Raw genomic sequence first — 24,220 nt, 5'->3', positions numbered from 1 at the left:
AGCATGACAAAGTTTATAACGTTAAGCGCGGTTATCGCATTGGCTATCGGCGCAACGTCAAGTCGGGCAGAAGAAAGTGCACGAGTCGATTTTCCTGATGCCGAAACACAGCAGAAGCTCAATAAGAAGTGGGAACACGCTTTACCTTTTCATGCCCAAAAGGCCATTGATCTCGGTTATGCCCTGCCTCTACCGTTTTCTCTTTCATTCATCGGTAACGCTTCTGAGCAAAATATCGAAATGTATGATTTGGGCGTGCAAGTCGGCGACGTAAATTTAGGAGACAGATACGATCTTTCGCAGGTGTCATTTGGCGAACCTGAAATCGAGAGCAAAAGCATGCAGCTGCGCGCTGCGGCTTGGGTGTTTCCCTTCCTACAAATGGGCGTACATGTCGGGCGTTTCTCGGGTGGTACTCAATTAACAGCCGAAATACCGACCTCACTCTTTAAAGCTTGCGAAAAACACTCAAATTTACCCATTTGCTCTAAAGAATCCATCAACACTCCAGAGTTTTACCCGGATGTGGAAGGCACTAACTGGGGGTTCTCGATGAATATTGTCGGTCAGGTTGGAGATTTCACTTATGTACTTCCGGCCAGTATGACGCACTCTCGTACCGACGATGAGCGCACTAACACTAAAACCATGTTGTTCAGCCCTCGAGTTGGCCAACTTATTCAAACTGAAAACTGGGGTAACATTTTCCCTTATGTGGGTGCCGCTTACATGCACAGCGAAGGGTTAACGCAAGAAAACAACGCGTTGGGTGTAGACGGGTTGTCGTATCAATTATCTCAGCAAAGCGCAGAAGACTACTCTGCGATAATCGGAGCAAATTGGAATATCACAAAAACTTACGGAGCAAACCTTGAGTTCATTGGTGGCCCGGGCAGAAAAATCGTCAATGTCATCATGACTTACTCCTACTAGTTCTCGGTGACATAACGAAAAAAACCTGCGATAAACGCAGGTTTTTGTTCTCTATAAGAGAGCTATCTTCAAGCAAGAGTTATCTATAGGAACAAGTCTTCTACAGACAACTCTGAACCTTAAGACTAAGGCGTGTAGTACGTTGCCGCACCTGGGCCTACTGGTAGACCAAATACGAATACCCAAACGTAGAACATTAAGCTCCAACCAACCAAGAATACGATTGAGTATGGAAGCATAGTTGCAATCAGAGTACCGATACCTAGGTTCTTCATGTAACGCGTCGCTACAGCAAGGATAAGACCGAAGTAGCTCATCATTGGCGTAATGATGTTGGTTGTTGAATCACCGATACGGTAAGCCGCTTGAATCGTTTCAGGCGCGTAACCAACTAGCATTAGCATTGGAACGAAGATTGGCGCTGTTACTGCCCACTGAGCAGAAGCTGAACCGATCATCAGGTTAATGAAGCCACACATTAGGATGAATGCGAAGAACAACATTGGACCCGTTAGGCCGATATCTTGTAGGAAAGTAGCACCTGCAACTGCGAATACTTGGCCGAAGTTAGTCCACTTGAAGAAAGCAACAAACTGAGCAGCGAAGAACACAAGTACGATGTACATGCCCATTGAAGACATAGACTTAGACATTGCATTGATTACATCACGGTCTGTTTTCATTGTGCCGGTAACTTTACCGTAAACAAAACCAGGAACTGCGAAGAATACGAAGATGAACGCTACGATACTTTTCAGGAATGGAGAACCTGAAACCGTACCTGCTGCTGAACGTAGAACACCATCAGCTGGAACAATCGTCCAAGCAAGAAGCGCTGAAACCGCTAGCACTGCGATACCCGCAAGCTTAAGGCCTTTCTTTTCAACGTCTGTTAGCTTGCCCATTGAATCATTTGATAAATCTTCAGACGCTTCTTCGTCATTGTATTGACCCAGTTTTGGTTCAACAATCTTCTCAGTTACAAATGCACCTGTAATCGCGATGAAGAAAGTAGAAACAAACATGAAGTACCAGTTTGATTCAGGACCAACGCTGTAAGTCGGGTCGATCATTTGTGCTGCTGTTTCTGTGATACCAGAAAGCAGTGGGTCAACCGTACCAATTAGAAGGTTTGCAGAGTAACCACCAGATACACCAGCAAATGCTGCCGCTAGACCTGCTAATGGGTGACGACCCAAAGAGTGGAAAAGCATTGCTGCAAGCGGGATAAGTACTACATAACCAAGCTCTGAAGCCGTGTTAGAGATAATACCGGCGAAAACTACGGTTACCGTAACCATGCGCTTAGATGCGCCCATTACCATGCCACGCATCGCCGCAGATAATAGACCTGAGTGCTCAGCAATCGCTACACCTAGCATTGCAACAAGCACGGTACCTAATGGCGCAAAGCCAACAAAGTTTGTCACTAGATTAGTAACAATGAGCTGTAAGCCTTCAGCATTAAGTAAGCTTACAACGTAGATCATGCCGTCAGCAGCACGACCTGGAGCACCTTCTGGACGAGGGTCCATAACAGACACATCAAAATATCCTGCGATACCTGAAGTAACTAGAATAGCGACACAGAAGATTGCGAAAAGAGTGATCGGGTGGGGTAATAGGTTCCCCAAATATTCAACACCATCGAGAAAACGGGTAAAAATAGGTTTCTTTGGCGAGTTGTTTTTTATTGAAGCTGATGAACTCATCAGTTCCCTCCTTGTAGTGATTCCTATGCAATTGTGACAAAAATGTTCAAATTGCCAGCGAAGGGTACGCGACAAAATTATCAATTAGAAATTCAAAATGTTACAAAATGTGTAACAATCGATGACTTTTAACTCTATTTGAACAATTAATTAGCAAATAAATCTACATTAAATACAAAATATAGATTTATAATTCACAAATACACATTCACTACAAATATAACTGATAATATAACCTATTGATTCACTTGAAAATAAAACACGCCATACTCTAAGTTAATACGCAATATTCTGTCAGGTTCTTCTCGAGGGAAAAGAAAAACAGACAAATGAATGAAGTTTGACTTTCCCCTCGTTTTTACACTCGCGTCACATCAATTTGACTGACTATTTCTGAACCGCTTTGAATCTCGGATTGGTTTTGCAGATAACATAATGACGACCTCTGCGCTTTACTATCTGGCAATCAGGATGGCGGCTTTTCGCGCTTTTAAGTGATTTCACAACTTTCATTCTATTTCGCTCCCTTGCCTAATTGACCAAAACGACGAGTGAAGTTCGCAACACGTCCCTCTTTATGTAGCACTCGTTGTTTACCTGTATAGAAAGGATGCGACTTTGACGACACCTCAATCGTGAAGTAAGGATAAGTATTGCCGTCTTCCCATTCTATAGTACGGTCTGTTTTTAGCGTTGAGCCGATTAAGAAGTACTCATCGACACTGGTGTCATGAAAAACCACGGGACGGTAATCTGGATGGATATTCGGTTTCATTGTATTTCCCTTAAATAACTAACTTGATATGTTATAACATTGCAAATGATAATTATTATCAAAAGAAAAACAAGCGATTTTATGATATTTTTCCGTCTTAATCGTAATCAGAGAACACCCAACTATGTACACCATTGAACCTGTTGGCTTTATTGAGTCTCCTTATAAAGAGAAGTTCGCTGTGCCAAGGCAGCCTAGGTTGGTACCCACATCCACCTCAAGAGTCAGGTTGGTTGATGCAGCAAACTGCCTTGAGTCTGTTCGTGATATCGAGCAATTTAGCCATGTTTGGTTACTATTTCTGTTCGACAAGAACCTTGAAGCAGGCTGGAAACCAACTGTGAGGCCACCTCGCCTTGGCGGGAATGAACGTATTGGTGTATTCGCGTCTCGTGCCACATTCAGACCGAATGGAATTGGCATGTCTGCGGTTGAACTAAAAGGTGTGTCTCAAGAAAAAGGACAAACTTGGTTGGATCTCGGCAGCGTCGACTTAGTAGACGGTACACCGATCATCGACATCAAGCCTTATATCCCCTACTCAGATTCGATTCCGGATGCATTGGGAGGGTTCGCCGCCGATGAACCAGAAGTGCTCGACGTTAACTTTTCGCAGCAAGCGCAAAGTAAGCTCGCAAGCCATCCACAAGCGCGCCATATCATTCAGGTGATCAAAGAAGTATTAGGCCAAGATCCTCGCCCTGCCTATAAGAAAGGTAAGCCTGACAACAAGGAATATGCGGTAAATTTGTTCGATCTTAACGTGAAATTCGTGGTTGAAACGCTTTTCATCAATGTAACTGACATTGAACGCTTTTGAGATCCCAAATAGGCTGATATTATATGCGGCTATATCAGATTTGCTGTGGTCACGAACGACAGCAAGTTTTCTTTTATCAATGATGAAACGGATACCATAGAATGCGTACCAGTAACTACCTTCTTTCTACTCTGAAAGAGACTCCAAACGACGCAGAAGTTATCAGCCACCAGCTGATGCTACGTGCAGGTATGATCCGTAAGCTAGCTTCAGGTTTATATACTTGGCTACCTACTGGTCTACGTGTACTGCGTAAAGTCGAAAATATCGTTCGCCAAGAGATCGATAATGCAGGTGCCGTTGAAATCTTGATGCCCGTAGTTCAACCGTTTGAGCTTTGGGAAGAGACTGGCCGTTCTGAAAAGATGGGTCCTGAGCTACTTCGTTTCACAGACCGTCACTCTCGCCCGTTTGTTCTTAGCCCAACAGCTGAAGAAGTGGTAACGAGCCTAGTACGTAACGAGATCAGCTCTTACAAACAGCTACCTCTAAACCTGTACCAAATCCAGACTAAATTCCGTGATGAGCGCCGCCCTCGTTTTGGCGTAATGCGTGCACGTGAATTCTCTATGATGGATGCGTACAGCTTTGATATCGATAAAGAAGGCTTAGAAAAGTCTTACCAAGCGATGCACGATGCTTACTGTAAAGCATTCGACCGCATGGGCCTTGAGTACCGTCCAGTATTGGCAGACTCTGGCGCAATCGGCGGCAGCGGCTCTCAAGAATTCCACGTTCTTGCTGAAAGCGGCGAAGACCTAATCGCATTCTCTTCAGAATCTGATTACGCAGCGAACATTGAGAAAGCAGAAGCACTAGCTCCAACGACTGAAGCGGCAGCGCCAACTCAAGAGATGGAACTGGTTGATACGCCAAACGCAAAAACAATCGCAGAATTGGTAGAGCAACACGGTCTAGCAATCGAGAAGACTGTTAAGACTCTATTCGTTAAAGCATCTGATGAGGTAGAAGCAGATATCATTGCTCTTATCATCCGTGGTGACCACGAACTGAACGAAGTGAAAGCAGAAAACCTTCCACAGGTTGCTTCTCCACTAGAGATGGCTTCTGAAGAAGAAATCCGTGCACTTGTTGGCGCTGGTCCTGGTTCACTAGGCCCTGTTGGCCTAGAGCTACCATTCATCGTTGACCGTTCTGTTGCTGTAATGAGTGACTTCGGCGCTGGCGCAAACGTAGACGGTAAGCACTACTTCGGCATCAACTGGGGTCGTGACGTTGAACTTGCTCAAGTTGAAGACCTACGTAACGTTGTTGAAGGCGACCTTAGCCCATGTGGTCAAGGTACTATTCAGCTTAAGCGTGGTATCGAAGTTGGTCACATCTTCCAACTAGGTAATACTTACTCTAAAGCAATGAACTGTAACGTGCTTGGTCCTGATGGTAAGAGCGTAATCCTAGAAATGGGTTGTTACGGTATCGGTGTTTCACGTGTTGTTGCATCTGCTATCGAGCAAAACCACGATAAATTCGGTATCACTTGGCCAGACGCACTAGCGCCGTTCCAAGTTGCTATCGTACCAATGAACATGCACAAATCTGAGCGCGTTAAAGAAGCAGCTGAGAAGCTATACGCTGAATTAACAGCTATGGGTATCGAAGTACTATTCGATGACCGTAAAGAACGCCCAGGTGTTATGTTTAAAGATATCGAGCTAGTGGGTATCCCTCACACTATCGTTATCGGCGATCGCAGCATGGACGAAGGTAACTTCGAATACAAAAACCGTCGTACTGGTGATAAAGAAGCTATCGCAATGGACACGGTTATCGAGCACCTTAAGGCTCAACTAGCTTAGTAATCCGATTGCTGACTAGATAAACATTGAAAGGCTGCCATTAGGTGGCCTTTTTTATGCCTGTCGTTTCCCTTCAAACTCCCTTCTATTTATCCCTAGAGTAAATAACGTAAGTTAATCCCCTGTTCATCTTCAAATCCGTATATTGGTGTCATCAACTTTTTGGACATGCTCACCATTGGAGGTATCGATGGATATCAAAAGCTTACTGAACCAAGCACTTAAATCAGATCTCGTAAAACAAGGCACTCAGAAACTTTCACAAGGGTCTTCAAGTTTAAGTGGCCTTTCTCAAGGCAGCAATGGCAAGAGTAGCAGTAAAAGTACGCTCGGAGCCTTCGGTGCAGGCGCAGTTGGCGGCGGACTGTTAGGTGCGTTAATGGGCTCTAAGAAAACCAAGAAAATGGGTAAGAAAGCCGCTGGTATTGGTGGCGCAGCAGCACTTGGCGCTCTCGCTTATAAGGTCTACAACGACTATCAGTCTAAACAAGGCCAAGCACCTAATGCCGAACAAGCTCAATTTGATGAGAACGACTCAAACCATAGCGTGCTGATTCTCAGATCGATGATTGCAGCGTCCAAAGCCGATGGTCATGTTGATGAAGAAGAGATGGCCAAGATTGAGCAAGCCGTCGAAAACATGGGTGCCGATTATCAACTGACTAAATTGGTCTCTGAAGAACTGCACAAACCGCTCGATCCAAGCGAAATCGCTCAGCTCGCGACCTCACCTCAACAAGCGAGTGAGATCTATTTAGCGTCTTTGATTGTAGCGGATGAACAAAACTTCATGGAGAAGGCCTACCTCAAAGAGTTAGCCAAGCAACTCAACCTTGCTGATGAAGTTACTTATCAACTTGAACAGCAAATATCAGGTTAAGCAGTCAATATCCAGCTAATCGGCAAGCTAACAAGTGATACGTTGAGCATCAACAGAATGAGATATTGAGCAAGAACAAACTAACTCTGAACTTAATCAGATCCACTTTGTTTTTGCTTATCTCTATGTGTATATTGAGATCAGTTATCATTTGGTTAGGTATAAAAATGAAAGTATACGATTGTTGTGATTTGGTGCGTGAACTGTATTCTCAAATTGGCAGTGGCGACCAAGGCTATATCCCTAAAGCGATCACCTGCGCGGTAAAAACATTGAATGACCTTGCTGCAGATGAATCTCTTCCTAAAGAAGCGCGTGAGCGTGCAGCATTTGCCGCTGCAAACCTACTGATCTCAGATTTCGAGGACTAATATGAACCTCGCTAATTTTGAAAAAATGGATCCTGTAATGTTGATGAGTATCGTCAACATGAAGCTACGTGACGACTTCGGTGGTGATTTGGATCGAGTGGTCAACTTCTACGAGATCGACAAAGCAGCATTGATCGCTAAACTTGCGTCTGCTGGTTTTGAGTTCCTTCCAGAAGCCAAACAGTTTCGATAGTTATTTAGAACACGCTTGATTTTGAAAGGCCAACCTCAGTGTTGGTCTTTTTTATTGGTGATACGTATTGGATAAACATGTAGTTAGCCAGTTATAAATTATCTGTCTACATCTATACTTTTATATCTTAGAGTCAACGAACGCTCCTTGAACCAAAGCGTATTGTTGTATAGGCTACCTGAAATAGCATATAAAACTCATCACCCAATCTGATGATAGCGAAGGATTAACAATGAAAAGACTCGGACTTTTGGCAGTTTTCGCTGCAACACTGACTGCAGGTTGCGCTTCAAATACACAGCAAGACAATTTTCGTGAAGCCTCTTTTGAGCTGTGTAACACCGAAGTCGATATTTACTCAGTAAGCCATGATGAAAGAGTACGCATTGTCTGCTCTGATGGCTCTAAATTCGCTTTAAACAACGAAGACACGCTAGAAGTGATGCGTGATATCAATATCGATTACTGTGACGGCGAAGGCTTAGGCAAATTCAACGAGAGCCGCCATTATTACTCTTTCAAGTGTAAGTCTGGCACCCTGCTTAGCATCCGAAAGTAAAACCAACATTAGAAAACCACAAAGGGTTGATGTGCAAGCATCAGCCCTTTTTAGTACCCGCCTTTCTGTATTCTCAGATCACTCAACTCTCATACCGACAAATACAAAAAAGGCCCCAAAAGGGACCTTTTAAACTCTTTTTCAAAGTAGATGAGCGAAGTTCAAGGAGCTCACACGGATTTTGCGCTAGCAAATGAGTATGTCCGACACAGAAATTCATTCATTCTCTGAGAATTACCAGACCAATAAAAAAGGCTCCCAACAGGAGCCTTCAAATTCATCGTTTTTCAAAGTAGTCGTTTGAAATTCTAGGAGAGCACGCGGAGCTTACGGATGTAAGTGAGCATGCTCGACAACGAAGTTCAAATTACTACGCAGAAAAATTAAGCGTAAACCGGTAGACGCTTACAAATTTCTAATACTTTTGCTTTCGTTGCTTCGATAACAGACTCATCGCCCATGTTATCAAGGATGTCACAGATCCAACCTGCTAGCTCTTTCGCGTCTGCTTCTGAGAAACCGCGACGAGTAATAGAAGGAGAACCGATACGGATACCTGAAGTAACGAACGGGCTACGTGGATCGTTTGGTACTGAGTTCTTATTCACAGTGATGTTCGCTGCACCTAGTGCTGCATCTGCTTCTTTACCTGTGATGTCTTTGTCGATTAGGTCAACTAGGAACAGGTGGTTCTCTGTAGAACCTGAAACGATGTTGTAACCGCGTGCTAGGAATTCAGCAACCATTGCTTTTGCGTTAGCAACTACGCGAGCTTGATATTCTTTGAACTCTGGCTCTAGAGCTTCTTTGAACGCTACTGCTTTACCAGCGATAACGTGCATTAGAGGACCACCTTGGCCGCCTGGGAATACTGCTGAGTTTAGTTTCTTGTAAAGATCTTCGCCTTCGTTAGAAAGGATAAGACCACCACGAGGACCAGCAAGCGTTTTGTGCGTTGTCGTTGTTACAACGTGAGCATGTGGAACTGGGTTCGGGTAAACACCTGCAGCGATTAGACCAGCAACGTGAGCCATATCTACGAAGAAGTAAGCACCTACTTTGTCAGCGATTTCACGCATGCGCTTCCAATCACAAACTTGAGAGTAAGCTGAGAAACCACCGATGATCATCTTAGGTTTGTGCTCGATAGCTAACGCTTCCATCTCTTCGTAATCGATTTGACCTGCTTCATCGATACCGTAAGGGATGATGTTGTATAGCTTACCAGAGAAGTTTACTGGAGAGCCGTGAGTTAGGTGACCACCGTGTGCAAGGCTCATGCCTAAAACAGTATCGCCAGCATTCAGTAGTGCCATGTATACAGCGTTGTTTGCTTGAGAACCTGAGTGAGGTTGTACGTTTGCGTATTGAGCGCCAAACAGTTCACATGCACGTTCGATTGCTAGAGTTTCAACTTTATCTACGTACTCACAACCACCGTAGTAACGCTTACCTGGGTAGCCTTCAGCGTATTTGTTTGTAAGTTGAGAACCTTGAGCTTCCATTACACGTGGGCTTGTGTAGTTTTCTGAAGCGATAAGTTCGATGTGCTCTTCCTGACGAAGAGTTTCTTCTTGGATAGCTGCGAATAGATCCGCATCGTAATCAGCAATGTTCATGTCACGCTTAAGCATCTGTATCTCCTGACTCAGATTGTACTGAAAGTTTCAAAAAAACCACACAACGACCGAAAGCAAACGTTTCCGTCACCGTTTTGATGTGACGCATTCTACATAATTTGATCTAGGTCATAAAGAGCTAATTGCAATTTTATCATGCAGTTTTTTCATAATCACATATAAGATTCATCATGGTTATTTGGCTTATCCAACCAAAGATGACGCTTACTGTCAATTTTACGCTTTACACCCTGTAAAACGCAGATTACATAGGTTTACCTTAATTTTGCACCTCAAGCTACCGAAAGCTAAGGTTTTTCTCTACTATGCACGCCTTTATTGGTTAGGTAATTATAAAAACGATGGAAAAACACTCACGTAAAGAAGATTGGGTAGCGATTCTCACTGGCACGTTTTTAGTGGCGTTAGGCGTCTTCTTTTTACAGTCAGCGAACTTGCTTACCGGTGGTACTACTGGCTTGGCTCTGCTTTTGAGTCAATTTTTGCCTGTAACCTTTGGTATTTTGTACTTTGTTGCCAATTGCCCGTTCTACTTATTAGCATGGAAACGATTTGGCCGTAGCTTTGCTATTAGCAGTGCGATTTCTGGTGCTTTAGTATCTGTGTTTGCCGATCATTTATACTTAGTTATCTCGCTAGAAGTTCATAACGAGATCTATTGTGCTGTTGCCGGCGGCTTATTAATGGGCTTAGGTATGCTAATCCTATTCCGTCACCGCTCAAGTCTGGGTGGCTTCAACGTACTGTGCTTGTTTATCCAAGACCGCTACGGTATCTCGGTAGGCAAAACTCAAATGGGTATTGATGCGTGTATTCTGTTTGCATCGTTCTTCTTTGTGTCACCTTGGGTCATTGCCGTATCTGTATTAGGCACCGCAGTATTGAACATCGTATTGGCAATGAACCACAAACCAACTCGCTACTCAGTGAATTACGCGTCTTAATACCAATCACCCTGTGAATTACTAGCTGTTTTTAATAACAAAAACAGCTAGAATTTAGGTTTTATAAACCGTCGCCTCTTCTATGCAAGATTACCTCTCTAGCGCCAAAGACCAACAAGCCTCTATTTATATTGAAGGCTTGGAATTCAACCCCAACACACGAGTCTTAAGTTGCGACGAGCAGGTCATCGATTTAGAACCTCGTTCTATTGAATTACTCGAACTGTTTCTGACTAGCGTGGGTGAACCGCTCGCTGCTGAGCACATCATTGAATCTGTATGGCAAAGTAACTTCATTTCTAAAAATGTTCTGACAAACCGAATCAGTACCTTACGTTCAGTACTTCAAAAACACCTACCAAATAGCGACGCGACCAAAATACTGGTGACTTACCCACGCAAGGGTTACTTCCTTAACCCAAGTTCGGTTAGCTTTGCTGCGGCTTCCCCTGATACCGAAGCGGATGATACCGCCATAGAATCTCCAACCAGTCAAAAAGGATTTAGCTCCAATCTAGTTAATCCTTGGCTTGTTGTGGTGTCTTTGGTTTTGCTGATCAGCACAGCGGTATTGGGCTACATGCTTTGGCAATCTTCGACTCGTGCTTCTGAAGTCGAACGCGATCAACGATTGATTCCTAAGGTCGAACTTCTCCTGAATCGAGTGGATGCCATTGGCGATAATTCCAGAAAATACCGAAAAGTCGTAAAAGCATTAATACTTCAACAGCAGATTGAGTACGCCTACACCGATCTTGCTAACCAAGATGCGCCAAGCTACTTCCTTGACCCTATAGATAGCTCTCCCTTCTTTCCGGGCGCAAAGAACATGCGTACCAGTGATTACCTGCTTAACATTCAGCTGAAGGATCAAGAAGTAGATAAACGCCTTGTCGCTAAAATAAGCCTGATTTACCCAAACTCAGGGAAGTTGGCGTTTGGTGGGGTTTACTCTATTGATGTTAATAACATCAGCAGCAGCGTTATGGAGATCAACCGAGAGTTGGCTAACTACTTTGCTCTGCCCGCACCATTGTCGCCAGAATGGTCCGTCGACAATACCGAAGTCAGTGAATTGCTGAGTGGAAAAACCATCACGTTTGATGGCATCAAGCTCAACACCATGACGTCTACTCTGATTGCACGACAACTTGCTCTATTTGAAACGGATCAAAAGAAGCTCATTGCGTTCACCAATCTTGTTCAAACTCGATTTAAGTTACTACCGGACGAACTCAAACTTTGGGTTGGTATCATTCATTTCAAACTGAGAGACCTGCAAACCGCAAAAGAACTTCTGACCAATACCTCAGGAAACTCTACGATCGAAAATGCGTTGGTTTATATGATGGTTTCTCACATTGCTTATAAGCAAGGCAACATGGAGAAGTTCCGCCTTAACTACATGGAGTCTCTGGTTGCGTTATTGAGAGTGGTTCCATCCGAAGATCTATTCGCTCGACTATCTAAACCTGAATCCAAATCGACCTGCCTACAACCTTGGAAGAGCTTAAAGCTAAGCGTTAAAGAGCCTTTAATCATAAAGCAGTGGGAAAAGTTAATGCTTAACTACTGCACCGCTGTCGGGCAACAGTTCTCAAAGGGTAAAGAAAAACCCTTTAAAATAAACAACTTAAATATAAATTAAGATCTTATGTGACTTCGTTTTTTGCCCTATTTACTCCTCAAACAATAGCATTCCTAAAAACATCGGGCCCACCAAGGGCTTCCAACTTTAGGAATGTTCAACATGAAAAAAACAATGACGCTACTAGCGACCTCTCTCTTTGCTCTCTATGGTTGTGGCGGCGGAGGCGGCTCTTCTTCTGGTTCTACAGATGGTAATAAAGGTCCAAGCAGTCAGGTTGATTACCCGATTGCGAGCTCTGCATTTTCCCCTAAACCAGAAACAACATTGGGCTACTCGTTTACCAAAGATGGTGAGACTGAAGGCGTGATGACAATGAACTTCACTCCTTTAAGCGGTGAACTCATTATTGTAGGGTTACAAGAAGAGGCCGGCAATGAAGCGGTCGTTCAAGTTATCAATGATCTGATCAATTACGGCATCACCGAATTTTATGTATCTGAAGACATCATGACGAATATTGAAGGTACACAAGAAGACGGCAGCATTTATTTTGCAGGCCCTGACCGCGGTCTACATGAAATCACCAATGCCTACTTTATTGGTAGCCAATACATCACAGCAGTTATGTACAGCAGCCCTCTTTTCCGTTTGAAAGGAACTGACGTAAAAGAGAGTAACCCAATCATTGATATCAGTGAGGAAACCGTTTCATTGCAAGTGACGTTAGATGGCGAAGCAGTCGCTAACTTGCTGAATGATTTTGAAGATAGCTCGTGGGTATCAAGCCTGCCAACTAATGCCTCATGCCTAGTCACATGGCAACAACAGGTTAAAGAAACAGGCGTACGTAAGAGTTTCAAGATCTCTGATAAATCAATCGAAGCTGCGAACCTAACAGAGAAAAACACCTACTACATTAACTGTGAAGGTATGGATTCGACAGAATTTGGCACATCATCAGAGCGTTGGTTCAACCCTAGCATCGGTTTGATTGAACAGATTGAATTGATGTCTGTAGAGCAATCTACGATCGAAGAATCAGCAGCGGTACTAACCTCAATTAGCTAGCCGTGACTTAGATTCACTAAGCTTAACCGCGAGCTAACTGCAAACAATAAAAAAGGCTTTGGGGAGCACTCCAAAGCCTTTGTAGAAGCCTAATCCTTTAAGGGGAATTAGAATTAGGCTTATTGAAATGAAACAAGGTTAACCTTCAATCAAGAGAATACGAGTCTCGTAAGGACGTAACACTTGATGATGTAATGCAACTGAAGTGTTCGCTTGTTGATAGTTAGACAACAAACTCTTCGCCTTAGTCATATCAAAACGTTCCGGTAAAACGCATTCTGCCTCTTCACCATAATAGTTGTTAATACACAGCAAAGTCTGCCCTTCGTTCTGACGTGCATACGCAAAAATTGATGAGTGCTCAGGCAGTAGGTCTTGATAACTGCCATCCGTAATCACTGGCACTTGTTTACGTAACTCAATCAAACTCTTATAGAAATAGAAAACAGAGTCTTTGTCTTCCAGTGCTTGCTCGGCGTTGATCTCAGTGTAGTTATTCGCAACATCCAACCATGGCTGTGATTGTGAAAAGCCTGCGTAAGGCTCACTGTTCCATTGCATTGGCGTACGAGAATTATCACGAGATTTCTGCGCCAAAATCGCCATCATATCTTGATGAGCTACACCATCACGGTTCACCATGATGTCGTACATATTGGTACTCTCAACATCACGATACTGGCTAATTTCAGTGTAGCCAGGGTTGGTCATGCCAATCTCTTCACCTTGGTAGATATAAGGTGTGCCTTGCATCATGTGAACAGAAGCGGCAAGCATCTTGGCTGATTCAACGCGATATTGCTGATCGTCGCCTAAGCGACTCACGACTCTTGGTTGGTCGTGGTTACACCAGAATAGTGCGCCCCAACCTTTTCCGTTCAATCCCGTTTGCCAGTGATTGAAGATCGATTTGAGCTGTAAGAAGTCAAACGGAGCATTAGTCCACTTCTCACCATTGGTGTAATCGACCTTAAGGTGGTGGAAGTTAAACACCATCGATAGCTCGCTGTTATCAACGTTTGAATATTGCTGACAATGCTCCAACGTGGTTGAAGACATCTCGCCTACGGTCACGCTACCGTACTTCTGAAATACTGCTTCGCTGACCTCTTTCAGGTATTCGTGCACACGTGGACCATCGGTATAGAAACGACGACCATCACCGATATCATCATTAGGGAAGTCTTGCTGCTTCGAAATCAGGTTGATCACATCTAAGCGGAAACCATCAACGCCCTTCTCTGCCCAAAAGCTGATAACGTCTTTCACTTCTTCACGTACAACCGGGTTCTCCCAGTTGAGGTCAGCCTGTTCTTTGGCGAATAAGTGTAGAAAGTATTGCCCAGTCGCCTCATCTAGTTCCCACGCATTACCACCGAACTTAGACTGCCAGTTAGTTGGTGCTTGGCCATCTACGGGATCTTTCCAGATATAGTAATCGCGGTACGGGCTGTTTTTGTCGCCCAAAGCAGATTGAAACCATGCATGCTCTGTCGAGGTATGGTTTACCACGATATCCATCACGATACGGATACCACGTTGGTGCGCTTCAGACAGCAATAAGTCGAAGTCTTCCATAGTGCCGAATTGAGGATTAATCGCGTAGTAGTCTGAGATATCGTAACCATTATCGATCATAGGAGATGCGTAAACCGGGGTTAGCCAAATCGCATCGACACTCAAATGTTTGAGGTAATCCAGTTTCGAAATGATCCCTTTGATGTCGCCAGTACCTTTACTGCCACTGTCGCAGAAGCTCTTTGGGTAGATTTGATAGATGGTTGCGGTTTTCCACCAGCTTTCATCATGTTCAGTCATCGCCATCTCTAACACTCACTTACCAGAAAATATAAAATAAAAATCACCATGTGAATCATGGTCGAATAGCCGTTATAACTAAAAGAAAAAGCGATGGCTCACTTTGGAGTCATCGCTTATTAAATGCATTACGCGTTCGCGGTTTCTAACTCACCCTTGGATTGGGCTCGCTTGTAAAAGAACAGGGTTAGCGTGATAGGCAATACTATCGCCACCAGCATCGCGACTAGGTAAATCGACCAATATTGCGGTTGAATCGATAGGATGCCCGGCAAGCCGCCGACACCGATACCATTCGCCATCACACCCGCGCTACCACAGATTGCGGCTGCAACAGCACTACCAATCATTGCGCTGAGCATTGGGAATTTGTATTTAAGGTTAATACCGTACATCGCAGGCTCTGTTACACCTAAGTAGGCTGAGATTGCCGCAGGAACCGAGATGTCTCGTTCACCTTCACGCTTACTCAAGATAATGATGCCGACTACTGCCGATGCTTGTGCAATGTTTGATAGTGCAATCAAAGGCCAGATTGGTGTGCCGCCTAAGTCTTGCATCAGTTGCAGATCCACGGCGTTGGTTGTGTGGTGAATACCCGTGATAACCAAAGGTGCATAAAGGAAGCCAAATACCACTGAACCAAGAATCGCAAAGTCACCTGTCATTGCCGCTTTAGCTGCAAATGCCACACCATCGCCTAACATACGACCGAATGGGCCAATGAAAGCGTGCGCTAGAATCACAGACAAAATAATCGATACAAATGGCACAACCACTAGGTACAAGTAAGCTGGGACGATGCGCTTAAGATTGGTTTCAATGAACGCCAAAGCCACACCCGCTAACATTGCAGGGATCACCTGAGCCTGGTAACCGACCTTCTCAATCACGAACAGTCCAAAATCCCATACCTCAGGTACCGATTTACCTATCATGTATGCGTTCATCAGTTGTGGTGAAACTAAGGTCACACCGAGCGTGATACCCAAAATAGGGGTTCCGCCGAGTTTCTTAACCGTTGCCCAACACACCCCAACCGGTAGGAAGAAGAAAATAGCTTCGCCGATCAACCATAAGAAAGAGTGAACGGTTGCCCAGAATTGACTGATTTCAACGAGGGTTTTGCCGTCGAACATGCGAATGTCGCCAATCACATTACGGAAACCAAGAATCAAACCACCAGTAATGATGGCAGGCAGCAGTGGTACGAAAATTTCGGCTAAATGGGAGATACCACGTTCAAGGAAGTTCATGTTTTGACGAGCAGCCAGCTTCGCCTCATCTTTTGATGATGCCTCTTTACCTGTCTGTTCAATCAGAAGTGCGTACACTTCATCAACTTCAGTGCCAATCACAACTTGGAATTGGCCTGCGTTAGTAAAACAGCCTTTTACTAGCTTCAGTTTTTCGAGTTCAGCTTTGTTGGCCTGCTCTGTATCGTTCAATACAAAACGCAGTCGAGTCAGACAGTGGCTGACACTCGCAATGTTTTCTTTACCACCGACTAACTCGATAAGACGCGCAACGTCTTGCTTCGCTATCTTACTCATACTACCCCACCCTGGTTTCATTCAATTACTCATCTAAACCATGCAGCTATAACCGCTCAGATTTAGACTTATGGGAACATTCCCAATCTCGGTTATTATAATGCCCGCATGAATGATAAATTAAAATGGGAACAGTCCCATTAATTGAAAGAGATCACACTCTAATTTTAATCTAAGCAGTTCAATTTCGCTTAATTGAGTGGATTATAGAATAGGAGATTGGGTGTGATGAGAGATCTCTGAATTACCTAAAAGCTGAGAGATCAATAGGTTAGCAGCCAACTTACCTGCAGATTGGTAACCAGGATCAATGCTAAATACTCGCGGGAACAAGAAAGAGAGAAGATCATTGCCACCAACGCCCGTGACGACCACATCTTCACGCTGTAACTCTTGCAGACGTTTTATAACGCCAAGGGCCAGCGTGTCACTGGCACAAACGATCGCTTGAGTCTCGGGAGTTAAAACCTCATCCACCAGCTGATAAGCACTTTCATGGTGAAGCTGACCAGTACGATAGTTCGCAATCACTCCAGTGCTTTCGCACCAATCGAGATAAGCCTTAAGACGCAGCTCACCGGTTGATTTATCGCTAGGATCAACACCAATAAAGCCGACATCTGAGATCCCCTGATCCGATAAATGCGCCAACGCACTATTGATCACCTGCTGGTTATCATAGTTAATCGACGTCACGTTCTCGGTATCCAGAGCAATCACCACCGCTTTGTGCTCCCACGCTTCGATTGCAGGTATATCGCAGTCAGTAAAACCAAATACAATAATGCCATCAACGTTACGACGCTTTAGAACTTGCAGGTGCTCATTGGCTTTATCTCTATCAAGTTGGCTTTCCATGATCACGACATCGTAATCCGCTCGATACAACTCAGCCAGCATAGTGCTAACGGCTTTGTTTTCTGAGGGAGAGTCCAAACGAGAGATGATCACGCCGATGACTTTTTGGCTGCCACCGCGCATCGATTGCGCAGACTTTGAAGGCGTGTACCCAGATTCTTGAATTACTCTTTCCACCCTTTCACGGGTTTCAGGTTTCACTTTTGGATCATTGGTCAGAACGCGTGATACGGTTGACTTACCAACACCGGATAGCTTTGCAATATCAAGAATAGTGAGTTTTTTGCTCATAAAAAGTCTAACGTTAAAGGGGAGAGAAGAAAAAGTGAGGGTAGATTCCCTCACTTAACTGTTTGTAAATCCTAGCAGTTCTTACTATGACTTACTTTTGGCAATTTCGATAGACTACGCGACCAAGTTCTAGACGTGCATTGTCACCTTTGGTGCGCAAAGTGATGCTGTTAATCATCTCTGATGTGCCATCATCTAAGATGTATTTGGTTCCTGAGCCCGCTGGAACTTGAGTCAGGCGGTATTCATTATCAGGCAAGCGTAATACCGCTTTTTCATTATCAAGGTAAGACACATCAAACGAAACGTCAGACTCACATTGATAAGTCACGAATTGATCATCCGATGTTGCGCTATCAGTCTCAGGGGCTGCTGATTTAGAGCACCCAACCAATGCTACCGTACATAGAGATGCTACCAACATAGCTTTCATAATTCGTTCCTCATCTTTATATAGTCAACGACACTTAGCGTATTCACAGGTTCGAAAAAACCGAATATAAGTGCCTAATGATAGATCCATACCTTGGTGATAAATAAAACGTTTAGCCTTTTAAGAAAGCAGGTACGTCTTTAATGCTATCAAGTACCACGCTAGCCAACGCTTCACCTTTTTCAGTGATTGGTTTACCGGTTCTTACCAAGACTTTAGTACCAACACCTGCCGCTTCTGCAGCCATCATGTCTTCCGCTTTATCGCCGATCATGACCGAGTTAGCCATATCAATCTTCAGAAAGTCACGAGCAGAAATGAACATGCCTGGCTTTGGTTTACGACATTCACAATCTTGCTTGTAGTCTCCAATACCGTGTTCCGCGTGGTGCGGGCAGTAATAGATGCCATCAAGCTCAACGCCGTTATCGACAAAGTTCCAATCCATCCACTGCGTCAGAGAAAGAAAACGGTCTTCACTAAACATGCCGCGAGCAATACCAGATTGGTTGGTCACTAGCACCAATAAATAACCCATATCTTTAAACGCTTTCGCCGCTTCAAACACACCATCGATGTATTCAAAGTCATGCTCATCATGTACGTAGCCGTGATCAACGTTAATCACACCATCACGATCTAAAAAAACAGCAGGTTTAGACAAAATTTTGTTCTCTATCAACTCTCTATTAATCATTAATTATTACACGCTTTATTTGCTTCATCACTATCTATTTAGTTTTGCGTTCGTTAACGATTTGTTTCAAGCTTAACCATACAATCGACGTTTAGCCGTCTAGACGTAAAAATATCTATTGACTTAGATCATAGAACACCATAGCATCGTCTGTAAATCGAGCGAGCTATCGACATATTATTCTGTTCTACCTGCACGGGTTTCTCTATGATTAAAGTGAATCAAGTCAACAAGGTTTTTTATCAAGGCACTAAAGAAATCAATGCCTTAATTGATATCAACCTCCACATTCCTCAAGGTCAAATCTTTGGAGTCATCGGCTCTTCTGGTGCAGGCAAAAGTACCCTGATCCGTTGTGTAAATATGTTGGAAGCTCCAACCTCTGGTGAAGTGATTGTTGACGGTATCGACCTAACAAAACTCAGCAAATCAGAACTTAGCGAAGCGCGCCGTAACATCGGCATGATATTCCAGCACTTCAACCTGCTGTCTTCTCGTACTGTATTTAACAATGTAGCACTGCCTCTAGAACTTGCTGGTAAAGATAAAGCGAACATTGAAGCGAAAGTCAGCGAGTTACTTGAACTGGTTGGCCTTGCTGATAAGCGTGACACCTACCCGGCAAACCTAAGTGGTGGTCAAAAGCAGCGTGTAGCGATTGCTCGCGCACTGGCCTCTGACCCGAAAGTACTGCTATGTGATGAAGCCACCAGCGCATTGGATCCAGCGACAACGCAATCTATCCTTGAGCTGCTGCGTGAAATCAACCGCAAGCTGAACATCACTATCCTGCTTATTACTCATGAGATGGATGTAGTGAAAAGCATTTGTCATGAAGTTGCGATCATTGGCGGCGGTGAATTGGTAGAGAAAGGCACAGTCGGTGACATCTTTGCTCATCCGAAGACAGAGTTAGCACATCAGTTTATTCGCTCAACTTTGGATCTAACAATCCCTGAAGATTACCAAGCGCGTTTGCAAGAAACTCGCGTAAACAGCAGCTACCCGCTGGTGCGTCTTGAGTTTACTGGTGCAACGGTTGATGCTCCGCTGATGACGCAAATCGCACGTAAATTCAATATCGATGTCAGCATCTTAAGCTCTGACCTTGATTACGCCGGCGGCGTGAAGTTCGGCATGATGGTCGCTGAACTGTTCGGTAATGAAGCAGATGATAATGCTGCTATCCAATTCCTACGCGACAACAATGTAAAAGTAGAGGTGCTTGGTTATGTCCTTTAGTTTCAACGAGATTGCTGACTGGATCAGCCTTAACGGTAACCTTCTATTAGGCGCAACAGGCGAAACGCTTTACATGGTTGCTGTCGCAGGCATTGTTGGCTTCGCGGTCGGTATCCCATTAGGCGTGATTCTACACACAACTAAACGAGGTGGTCTGCTAGAGAACACCAAGGTAAATAAAATTCTCGGTGCGATTGTAAACGTGGGCCGTTCAGTACCTTTCTTAGTACTGATGGTTGCGATTATCCCACTGACTAAGATGCTGATTGGTACCTTCATCGGTACAACAGCAGCGATTGTTCCACTGACGATTGGCGCTATCCCATTCGTGGCTCGACTGATCGAAAGTGCACTACTTGAAGTACCAACAGGTCTAGTGGAAGCGGCTCAATCAATGGGCGCAACACCAACACAAATCATCAATAAGGTTCTGCTCCCAGAAGCACTACCGACTATCATCAACTCAGTAACGATTACGCTAGTGACTTTAGTGAGCTACTCAGCAATGGCCGGTACTGTGGGCGGTGGTGGCCTAGGTGATGTCGCGATTCGTTACGGATTCCACCGCTACGATGTGACCATCATGGCTGTAACAGTAGTGATGTTGATTGTGCTGGTACAAATTATTCAATCAATCGGTGATTCATTAGTTCGCCGCGTTGACCACAGATAAAGACTCGCGCATAAAGATTAGAGTCGTCTGAACCAAATTAAATAGATTTATTAAAAGGAGATTATTATGAAATTTAGCCTTAAAGGTTTACTAACTATCGCAGCAGCAGCTTCAGCGCTAGTTCTAGCAGGTTGTGGTGATAAAGAAGTGGATACTTCTAAAGTAAAAGTTGGCGTAATGGCAGGTGCAGAAGCTCAAGTTGCTGAAGTGGCAGCTAAAGTAGCGAAAGAGAAATACGGCCTAGATGTTGAGCTAGTAACGTTCACAGATTACGTAACACCAAACGCAGCTCTAGATGACGGTTCTATCGACATCAACGCATTCCAACACGCACCGTACCTAGATCAGCAAGTGGCTGACCGTGGCTACAAGCTAACTATCGCTGGTAACACGTTTGTTTACCCAATTGCAGGTTACTCTAAAGAAGTGAAATCGGTAGACGAAATCCAAGACGGTGCGCGTATTGCTGTACCAAACGACCCTACAAACCTAGGTCGCTCTCTACTTCTTCTTGAGCAACAAGGTCTTCTTGAACTTCGTGAAGGCGCTGGTCTTCTAGCTACAGTTCGCGACATCGTGGGTAACCCTAAGAACCTAACGATTGTTGAACTAGACGCAGCTCAACTGCCACGTTCTCTTGATGATGTTGCTCTATCTATCATCAACACAACTTACGCGAGCTCTATCAACCTGACTCCACAAAAAGATGGCGTATTCGTTGAAGACAAAGATTCTCCTTACGTAAACCTAATCGTTTCTCGTGAAGACAACCTAAACGCTGAGAATGTACAAAACTTCGTTAAAGCTTACCAAACTGAAGAAGTGTACAACGCAGCTTCTGACATCTTCCAAGGTGGCGTCGTTAAAGGTTGGTAATCAACTAAACAACAGCACTGTATAGATACCCGAAGGGGCTGACATAACGTCAGCCCCTTTTTATTGGTTAAGATTTACCAGAAAGTTCGACTTACCACCAAGCTTCCACTTGCATGCCAACGCTCATTTCACTGTTTTTACCTTCACCGAAGGCATTGTCGTTTTCAGCATCATTCAGGTAAGTGGCGAAGATACGGAACTCAGGACGAGACCAGAAACCCACTTGTGGAACCCAAGCCTGAGCGATTGTGAATTTACCACCTGCCCCATCTTTGTTATCAATCGTTTCTACAAAACCACCAATTTCAAGGATGGTACGCATGCGCTTATCCCACTTATAAAGCGGACGAATGACGGCACTGAAAGAGTCATCATCGCTATTATTAGCACCCACACCGGTTGACGCGGCATAACGCACAGTGTGGCCAAACTCAATATTCTCGCCAATCGCAAGCACGCCCCAGTTAATCAAACGGAAGCCATCGGCGTCGTTGTTGTTTGCATCTCGAACGATGCCTTTACCCGTACCAAAAGTCGTCATCTGCTCGGCATAACCGGAGTTAGCGACTTGTAGAATAGTTTTGTTGAAACCGCCTGATAGGTTTTGATTCAAGCTCGCGGTTAGCATTACGCTGTCATCCGCATCCACCGTTTGACCTTGTTTTTCATTGGCGAAGTTCATATCAATACCGACCTCAAGATCAGCATTGTTCCACAATGGAATGCCGGCATAACGTATATCAGCAATCATGGCTGTGGTTTCTTTGCCATCAAACACATCGCCAGTCACCGTGTCTTGAATCAAAGCCACCGATAATTTACCCGGCCCCATATTGATGTGTTCAACGCCGGCACCAATACCACTGACATCCCAGTAGTAATTATCAACGATGTGTACATCATGACGTTGGTAGTAACGCTCACCCGCCCAAATACCAATGTCCTTATCTTCAAAAAGCCCCACCGCTTGAACATTCAATTGCACCACATCCACGCTTTTATCCGCGGCATTCTCATCTTGGCCTTGCCAGTACGACAACATGGAATCAACTAAAAATGAAACGTCGTCCTCAGCATACACCTCTTTCTTAAAGCCAAACTCACCATACAGGTCATTTTCGTTGCCGAGTCGGCCAACTTTACTCACCTCCCACTTACTGTTTGAGCCGCCTTCATTACTCAGGCCAACGCCGCCGCGCATGTAGCCATTGAACTCCAATGGCGTGGTTTCATCAGCGTATAAATTAGGGGCAAGTAAAGCAGTAGAGAGTGCAGCAGCAATAGGTAACAGTTTCATCGTCCATTCCTTTCAGATCTAGAATCAGGTTATTATTTATAAATGGGAACATTCCCATGGGATCGATCCCATTTATATTGAGCAGAATATAAATTGAAAGAGAACTGATTGATTATTGTGATCAGGCTAACTATTGGGGTAACTAAAAGTTGATGGGTGTTGGATTATTTCAATGAATACATTGGCGCTACAGAAAGAGCTGAATATCACGTTCTGTGCGTATTTAAAGGGGAAAAGGGTAACGATAAGAGAGTAATAAAGATCGAGCTAAGACAGGTAACGAAGTCACGGCATCGGGGATGATACAAGGTACTAAGTGTTTAATATAAAGGGGAAAAATATCGAAGCATTAAATTAGTACTCCGATATCTAAAGGATGACGCTTAAATAACCACAAGAAGACTACTTCAGGTGATCCCAAGAGATGTTTGACACCAATCGGCAGTCATCACACTTGAAATAGAAAATATCATGGATAGGCGCATCTAGCAGCCATTCACCACCACATTGCGGGCATTTGCGCTCTTTTTCATCTTTCAGGCTGATCCCACCGACACGGTATAAGTAGTAGTAGGTTGGAACCTTAGTCAGATATTCAATGCGCCCTCTTAGACCCCAACCGCGTTTAAACAGCACACTCTTAGTGTCACTGATCTCGGTTAGCGTTGCATGTTCAGCGCGACAACCACCACCCATTTGTACTTCATCACAGGCTTGCCATTCGGTCTGCCATTTCAATACGGCTTTATGGTCGCCATTGAAGGTAGGTGGATTACGATACAAAGGGATTGGTAGCAAGCTATCGCCACTACGTAGCGGCGAACAGGTATGTACGAATGTCGTGTATAGCACCTGCCAGCTCGGCGTTTCATCTTCTGCCACTTCTTCTGAGTTCAGATCTCGACCTAGCAAACGCATTTTAGGCGCTAGCAGGCTCGCGTTAGACAAGCGATCAAAACACACTTTTACAAAGTCTGAGTGATTACGCGGGTGCAAGCTGTCTTGCTCCGGGCACACAACGCGAACATAGAATTCACCATCGCCCATCACGATTGGGAACTCACGACCTAACACTTGTCCGTTATAACGAAGTGCATCCATTAAGCCATTAACAGCCTTGTCGACAGCGCTTACCGTTGTGTTATCAAAACACTCAAATTGAAGTTCTAGTACGTACAT

Annotated in this window: 24 protein-coding genes; 13 read left to right on the top strand and 11 right to left on the bottom strand. The window is 44.3% G+C overall.

Annotated elements, in window-relative coordinates; all coding sequences use genetic code 11:
- The first annotated feature begins 3 nt into the window (after nt 1–3).
- A complete protein-coding gene (locus tag OCV20_RS03780; RefSeq protein ID WP_086774711.1) occupies nt 4–933 on the top strand; it encodes a hypothetical protein in 930 nt (309 codons plus the stop codon).
- A 125-nt stretch (nt 934–1,058) separates the two neighbouring features.
- Here the strand turns inward: OCV20_RS03780 and OCV20_RS03775 are convergent, their stop codons facing one another.
- The 3 genes from OCV20_RS03775 to OCV20_RS03765 all read right to left on the bottom strand — a co-directional run bounded on the left by OCV20_RS03775 (nt 1,059) and on the right by OCV20_RS03765 (nt 3,420).
- Entirely contained in the window at nt 1,059–2,645 is a 1,587-nt protein-coding gene (locus OCV20_RS03775) for an AbgT family transporter (RefSeq protein WP_086774712.1), read from the bottom strand.
- A gap of 387 nt (nt 2,646–3,032) precedes the next feature.
- Complete coding sequence (ykgO, locus tag OCV20_RS03770; RefSeq protein ID WP_004734365.1) at nt 3,033–3,158, bottom strand: type B 50S ribosomal protein L36; 126 nt, start codon at nt 3,156–3,158, stop codon at nt 3,033–3,035.
- A 1-nt stretch (nt 3,159) separates the two neighbouring features.
- Nucleotides 3,160–3,420, bottom strand: coding sequence for a type B 50S ribosomal protein L31 (locus tag OCV20_RS03765; protein ID WP_009847432.1), 261 nt, complete (start codon nt 3,418–3,420; stop codon nt 3,160–3,162).
- 124 nt (nt 3,421–3,544) lie between these two features.
- On the opposite strand from OCV20_RS03765, the gene tsaA reads away from it, so the two are divergent.
- From tsaA to OCV20_RS03735, 6 genes are all read left to right on the top strand, one after another.
- Nucleotides 3,545–4,240, top strand: a complete 696-nt coding sequence (tsaA, locus tag OCV20_RS03760) for a tRNA (N6-threonylcarbamoyladenosine(37)-N6)-methyltransferase TrmO (protein ID WP_050619947.1) — start codon at nt 3,545–3,547, stop codon at nt 4,238–4,240.
- Between the two features lie 101 nt (nt 4,241–4,341).
- Nucleotides 4,342–6,057: a proline--tRNA ligase gene (locus tag OCV20_RS03755; RefSeq protein WP_086774713.1), complete on the top strand. Its 1,716-nt coding sequence runs from the start codon at nt 4,342–4,344 to the stop codon at nt 6,055–6,057.
- Nucleotides 6,058–6,247: 190 nt separating this feature from the next.
- Nucleotides 6,248–6,937: a tellurite resistance TerB family protein gene (locus OCV20_RS03750; RefSeq protein ID WP_086774714.1), complete on the top strand. Its 690-nt coding sequence runs from the start codon at nt 6,248–6,250 to the stop codon at nt 6,935–6,937.
- Nucleotides 6,938–7,104: 167 nt separating this feature from the next.
- Nucleotides 7,105–7,308: a YaeP family protein gene (locus tag OCV20_RS03745; RefSeq protein WP_008222923.1), complete on the top strand. Its 204-nt coding sequence runs from the start codon at nt 7,105–7,107 to the stop codon at nt 7,306–7,308.
- Between the two features lies 1 nt (nt 7,309).
- The gene (locus OCV20_RS03740; RefSeq protein WP_010436438.1) at nt 7,310–7,501 is read left to right on the top strand and encodes a DUF4250 domain-containing protein; all 192 of its coding nucleotides are present in this window, start codon (nt 7,310–7,312) and stop codon (nt 7,499–7,501) included.
- Nucleotides 7,502–7,733: 232 nt separating this feature from the next.
- On the top strand, nt 7,734–8,060 hold the full coding sequence (locus OCV20_RS03735; RefSeq protein WP_019819867.1) for a hypothetical protein: 327 nt from the start codon (nt 7,734–7,736) through the stop codon (nt 8,058–8,060).
- Between the two features lie 383 nt (nt 8,061–8,443).
- On the opposite strand, the gene glyA is transcribed toward OCV20_RS03735, so the two are convergent.
- Entirely contained in the window at nt 8,444–9,694 is a 1,251-nt protein-coding gene (gene glyA, locus OCV20_RS03730) for a serine hydroxymethyltransferase (RefSeq protein ID WP_048612231.1), read from the bottom strand.
- A gap of 347 nt (nt 9,695–10,041) precedes the next feature.
- Here glyA and OCV20_RS03725 point away from each other — a divergent pair, with 347 nt between their 5' ends.
- The 3 genes from OCV20_RS03725 (at nt 10,042) to OCV20_RS03715 (ending at nt 13,303) form a co-directional block, all read left to right on the top strand.
- Nucleotides 10,042–10,644, top strand: a complete 603-nt coding sequence (locus OCV20_RS03725; RefSeq protein WP_017060757.1) for a YitT family protein — start codon at nt 10,042–10,044, stop codon at nt 10,642–10,644.
- Between the two features lie 82 nt (nt 10,645–10,726).
- Entirely contained in the window at nt 10,727–12,292 is a 1,566-nt protein-coding gene (locus OCV20_RS03720; protein ID WP_086774715.1) for a winged helix-turn-helix domain-containing protein, read from the top strand.
- 102 nt (nt 12,293–12,394) lie between these two features.
- Nucleotides 12,395–13,303 (top strand): hypothetical protein, encoded by a 909-nt coding sequence (locus OCV20_RS03715; RefSeq protein ID WP_086774716.1) that lies wholly within the window; start codon nt 12,395–12,397, stop codon nt 13,301–13,303.
- 138 nt (nt 13,304–13,441) lie between these two features.
- Here OCV20_RS03715 and treC read toward each other — a convergent pair whose 3' ends face one another.
- The 5 genes from treC to gmhB form a co-directional block, all read right to left on the bottom strand.
- The gene (gene treC, locus OCV20_RS03710) at nt 13,442–15,127 is read right to left on the bottom strand and encodes an alpha,alpha-phosphotrehalase (protein ID WP_086774717.1); all 1,686 of its coding nucleotides are present in this window, start codon (nt 15,125–15,127) and stop codon (nt 13,442–13,444) included.
- Nucleotides 15,128–15,249: 122 nt separating this feature from the next.
- Nucleotides 15,250–16,674 (bottom strand): PTS trehalose transporter subunit IIBC, encoded by a 1,425-nt coding sequence (treB, locus tag OCV20_RS03705; RefSeq protein WP_017063347.1) that lies wholly within the window; start codon nt 16,672–16,674, stop codon nt 15,250–15,252.
- 204 nt (nt 16,675–16,878) lie between these two features.
- Complete coding sequence (gene treR / locus OCV20_RS03700) at nt 16,879–17,823, bottom strand: trehalose operon repressor TreR (RefSeq protein ID WP_050647933.1); 945 nt, start codon at nt 17,821–17,823, stop codon at nt 16,879–16,881.
- Nucleotides 17,824–17,914: 91 nt separating this feature from the next.
- Nucleotides 17,915–18,256: an MliC family protein gene (locus OCV20_RS03695; RefSeq protein ID WP_048612235.1), complete on the bottom strand. Its 342-nt coding sequence runs from the start codon at nt 18,254–18,256 to the stop codon at nt 17,915–17,917.
- Between the two features lie 112 nt (nt 18,257–18,368).
- Nucleotides 18,369–18,953 carry a D-glycero-beta-D-manno-heptose 1,7-bisphosphate 7-phosphatase gene (gmhB, locus tag OCV20_RS03690; RefSeq protein WP_017060762.1) on the bottom strand — a complete coding sequence of 195 codons (585 nt, stop codon included), beginning with the start codon at nt 18,951–18,953 and terminating at the stop codon, nt 18,369–18,371.
- 207 nt (nt 18,954–19,160) lie between these two features.
- Here gmhB and metN point away from each other — a divergent pair, with 207 nt between their 5' ends.
- The 3 genes from metN to OCV20_RS03675 all read left to right on the top strand — a co-directional run bounded on the left by metN (nt 19,161) and on the right by OCV20_RS03675 (nt 21,744).
- Entirely contained in the window at nt 19,161–20,195 is a 1,035-nt protein-coding gene (gene metN / locus OCV20_RS03685; RefSeq protein ID WP_086774718.1) for a methionine ABC transporter ATP-binding protein MetN, read from the top strand.
- Nucleotides 20,185–20,868, top strand: coding sequence for a methionine ABC transporter permease (locus OCV20_RS03680; protein ID WP_048612236.1), 684 nt, complete (start codon nt 20,185–20,187; stop codon nt 20,866–20,868). The genes metN and OCV20_RS03680 overlap by 11 nt, the downstream gene beginning before the upstream one ends.
- Nucleotides 20,869–20,934: 66 nt before the next feature.
- Entirely contained in the window at nt 20,935–21,744 is an 810-nt protein-coding gene (locus OCV20_RS03675; RefSeq protein WP_019824947.1) for a MetQ/NlpA family lipoprotein, read from the top strand.
- Between the two features lie 91 nt (nt 21,745–21,835).
- Here the strand turns inward: OCV20_RS03675 and OCV20_RS03670 are convergent, their stop codons facing one another.
- The gene (locus tag OCV20_RS03670) at nt 21,836–23,041 is read right to left on the bottom strand and encodes a carbohydrate porin (RefSeq protein ID WP_052878893.1); all 1,206 of its coding nucleotides are present in this window, start codon (nt 23,039–23,041) and stop codon (nt 21,836–21,838) included.
- 402 nt (nt 23,042–23,443) lie between these two features.
- Nucleotides 23,444–24,220 carry a Zn-ribbon-containing protein gene (locus OCV20_RS03665; RefSeq protein WP_017060766.1) on the bottom strand — a complete coding sequence of 259 codons (777 nt, stop codon included), beginning with the start codon at nt 24,218–24,220 and terminating at the stop codon, nt 23,444–23,446.

The sequence above is a fragment of the Vibrio coralliirubri genome (assembly GCF_024347375.1).
GTDB lineage: Bacteria > Pseudomonadota > Gammaproteobacteria > Enterobacterales > Vibrionaceae > Vibrio > Vibrio coralliirubri.
This window is presented reverse-complemented; position numbering and strand designations above follow the sequence as displayed.

What these genes read in the sequence shown, in the direction of transcription:
- OCV20_RS03745 (WP_008222923.1), top strand. Translation starts at nt 7,105, where the DNA reads ATGAAAGTATACGATTGTTGTGATTTGGTGCGTGAACTGTATTCTCAA.
- OCV20_RS03775 (WP_086774712.1), bottom strand. Translation starts at nt 2,645, where the DNA reads ATGAGTTCATCAGCTTCAATAAAAAACAACTCGCCAAAGAAACCTATT.
- glyA (WP_048612231.1), bottom strand. Translation starts at nt 9,694, where the DNA reads ATGCTTAAGCGTGACATGAACATTGCTGATTACGATGCGGATCTATTC.
- treB (WP_017063347.1), bottom strand. Translation starts at nt 16,674, where the DNA reads ATGAGTAAGATAGCGAAGCAAGACGTTGCGCGTCTTATCGAGTTAGTC.
- OCV20_RS03670 (WP_052878893.1), bottom strand. Translation starts at nt 23,041, where the DNA reads ATGAAACTGTTACCTATTGCTGCTGCACTCTCTACTGCTTTACTTGCC.
- OCV20_RS03665 (WP_017060766.1), bottom strand. Translation starts at nt 24,220, where the DNA reads ATGTACGTACTAGAACTTCAATTTGAGTGTTTTGATAACACAACGGTA.
- OCV20_RS03755 (WP_086774713.1), top strand. Translation starts at nt 4,342, where the DNA reads ATGCGTACCAGTAACTACCTTCTTTCTACTCTGAAAGAGACTCCAAAC.
- gmhB (WP_017060762.1), bottom strand. Translation starts at nt 18,953, where the DNA reads ATGATTAATAGAGAGTTGATAGAGAACAAAATTTTGTCTAAACCTGCT.
- tsaA (WP_050619947.1), top strand. Translation starts at nt 3,545, where the DNA reads ATGTACACCATTGAACCTGTTGGCTTTATTGAGTCTCCTTATAAAGAG.
- OCV20_RS03740 (WP_010436438.1), top strand. Translation starts at nt 7,310, where the DNA reads ATGAACCTCGCTAATTTTGAAAAAATGGATCCTGTAATGTTGATGAGT.
- OCV20_RS03675 (WP_019824947.1), top strand. Translation starts at nt 20,935, where the DNA reads ATGAAATTTAGCCTTAAAGGTTTACTAACTATCGCAGCAGCAGCTTCA.
- treC (WP_086774717.1), bottom strand. Translation starts at nt 15,127, where the DNA reads ATGGCGATGACTGAACATGATGAAAGCTGGTGGAAAACCGCAACCATC.
- OCV20_RS03750 (WP_086774714.1), top strand. Translation starts at nt 6,248, where the DNA reads ATGGATATCAAAAGCTTACTGAACCAAGCACTTAAATCAGATCTCGTA.
- OCV20_RS03780 (WP_086774711.1), top strand. Translation starts at nt 4, where the DNA reads ATGACAAAGTTTATAACGTTAAGCGCGGTTATCGCATTGGCTATCGGC.
- metN (WP_086774718.1), top strand. Translation starts at nt 19,161, where the DNA reads ATGATTAAAGTGAATCAAGTCAACAAGGTTTTTTATCAAGGCACTAAA.
- OCV20_RS03765 (WP_009847432.1), bottom strand. Translation starts at nt 3,420, where the DNA reads ATGAAACCGAATATCCATCCAGATTACCGTCCCGTGGTTTTTCATGAC.
- ykgO (WP_004734365.1), bottom strand. Translation starts at nt 3,158, where the DNA reads ATGAAAGTTGTGAAATCACTTAAAAGCGCGAAAAGCCGCCATCCTGAT.
- OCV20_RS03680 (WP_048612236.1), top strand. Translation starts at nt 20,185, where the DNA reads ATGTCCTTTAGTTTCAACGAGATTGCTGACTGGATCAGCCTTAACGGT.
- OCV20_RS03720 (WP_086774715.1), top strand. Translation starts at nt 10,727, where the DNA reads ATGCAAGATTACCTCTCTAGCGCCAAAGACCAACAAGCCTCTATTTAT.
- OCV20_RS03725 (WP_017060757.1), top strand. Translation starts at nt 10,042, where the DNA reads ATGGAAAAACACTCACGTAAAGAAGATTGGGTAGCGATTCTCACTGGC.
- treR (WP_050647933.1), bottom strand. Translation starts at nt 17,823, where the DNA reads ATGAGCAAAAAACTCACTATTCTTGATATTGCAAAGCTATCCGGTGTT.
- OCV20_RS03715 (WP_086774716.1), top strand. Translation starts at nt 12,395, where the DNA reads ATGAAAAAAACAATGACGCTACTAGCGACCTCTCTCTTTGCTCTCTAT.
- OCV20_RS03695 (WP_048612235.1), bottom strand. Translation starts at nt 18,256, where the DNA reads ATGAAAGCTATGTTGGTAGCATCTCTATGTACGGTAGCATTGGTTGGG.
- OCV20_RS03735 (WP_019819867.1), top strand. Translation starts at nt 7,734, where the DNA reads ATGAAAAGACTCGGACTTTTGGCAGTTTTCGCTGCAACACTGACTGCA.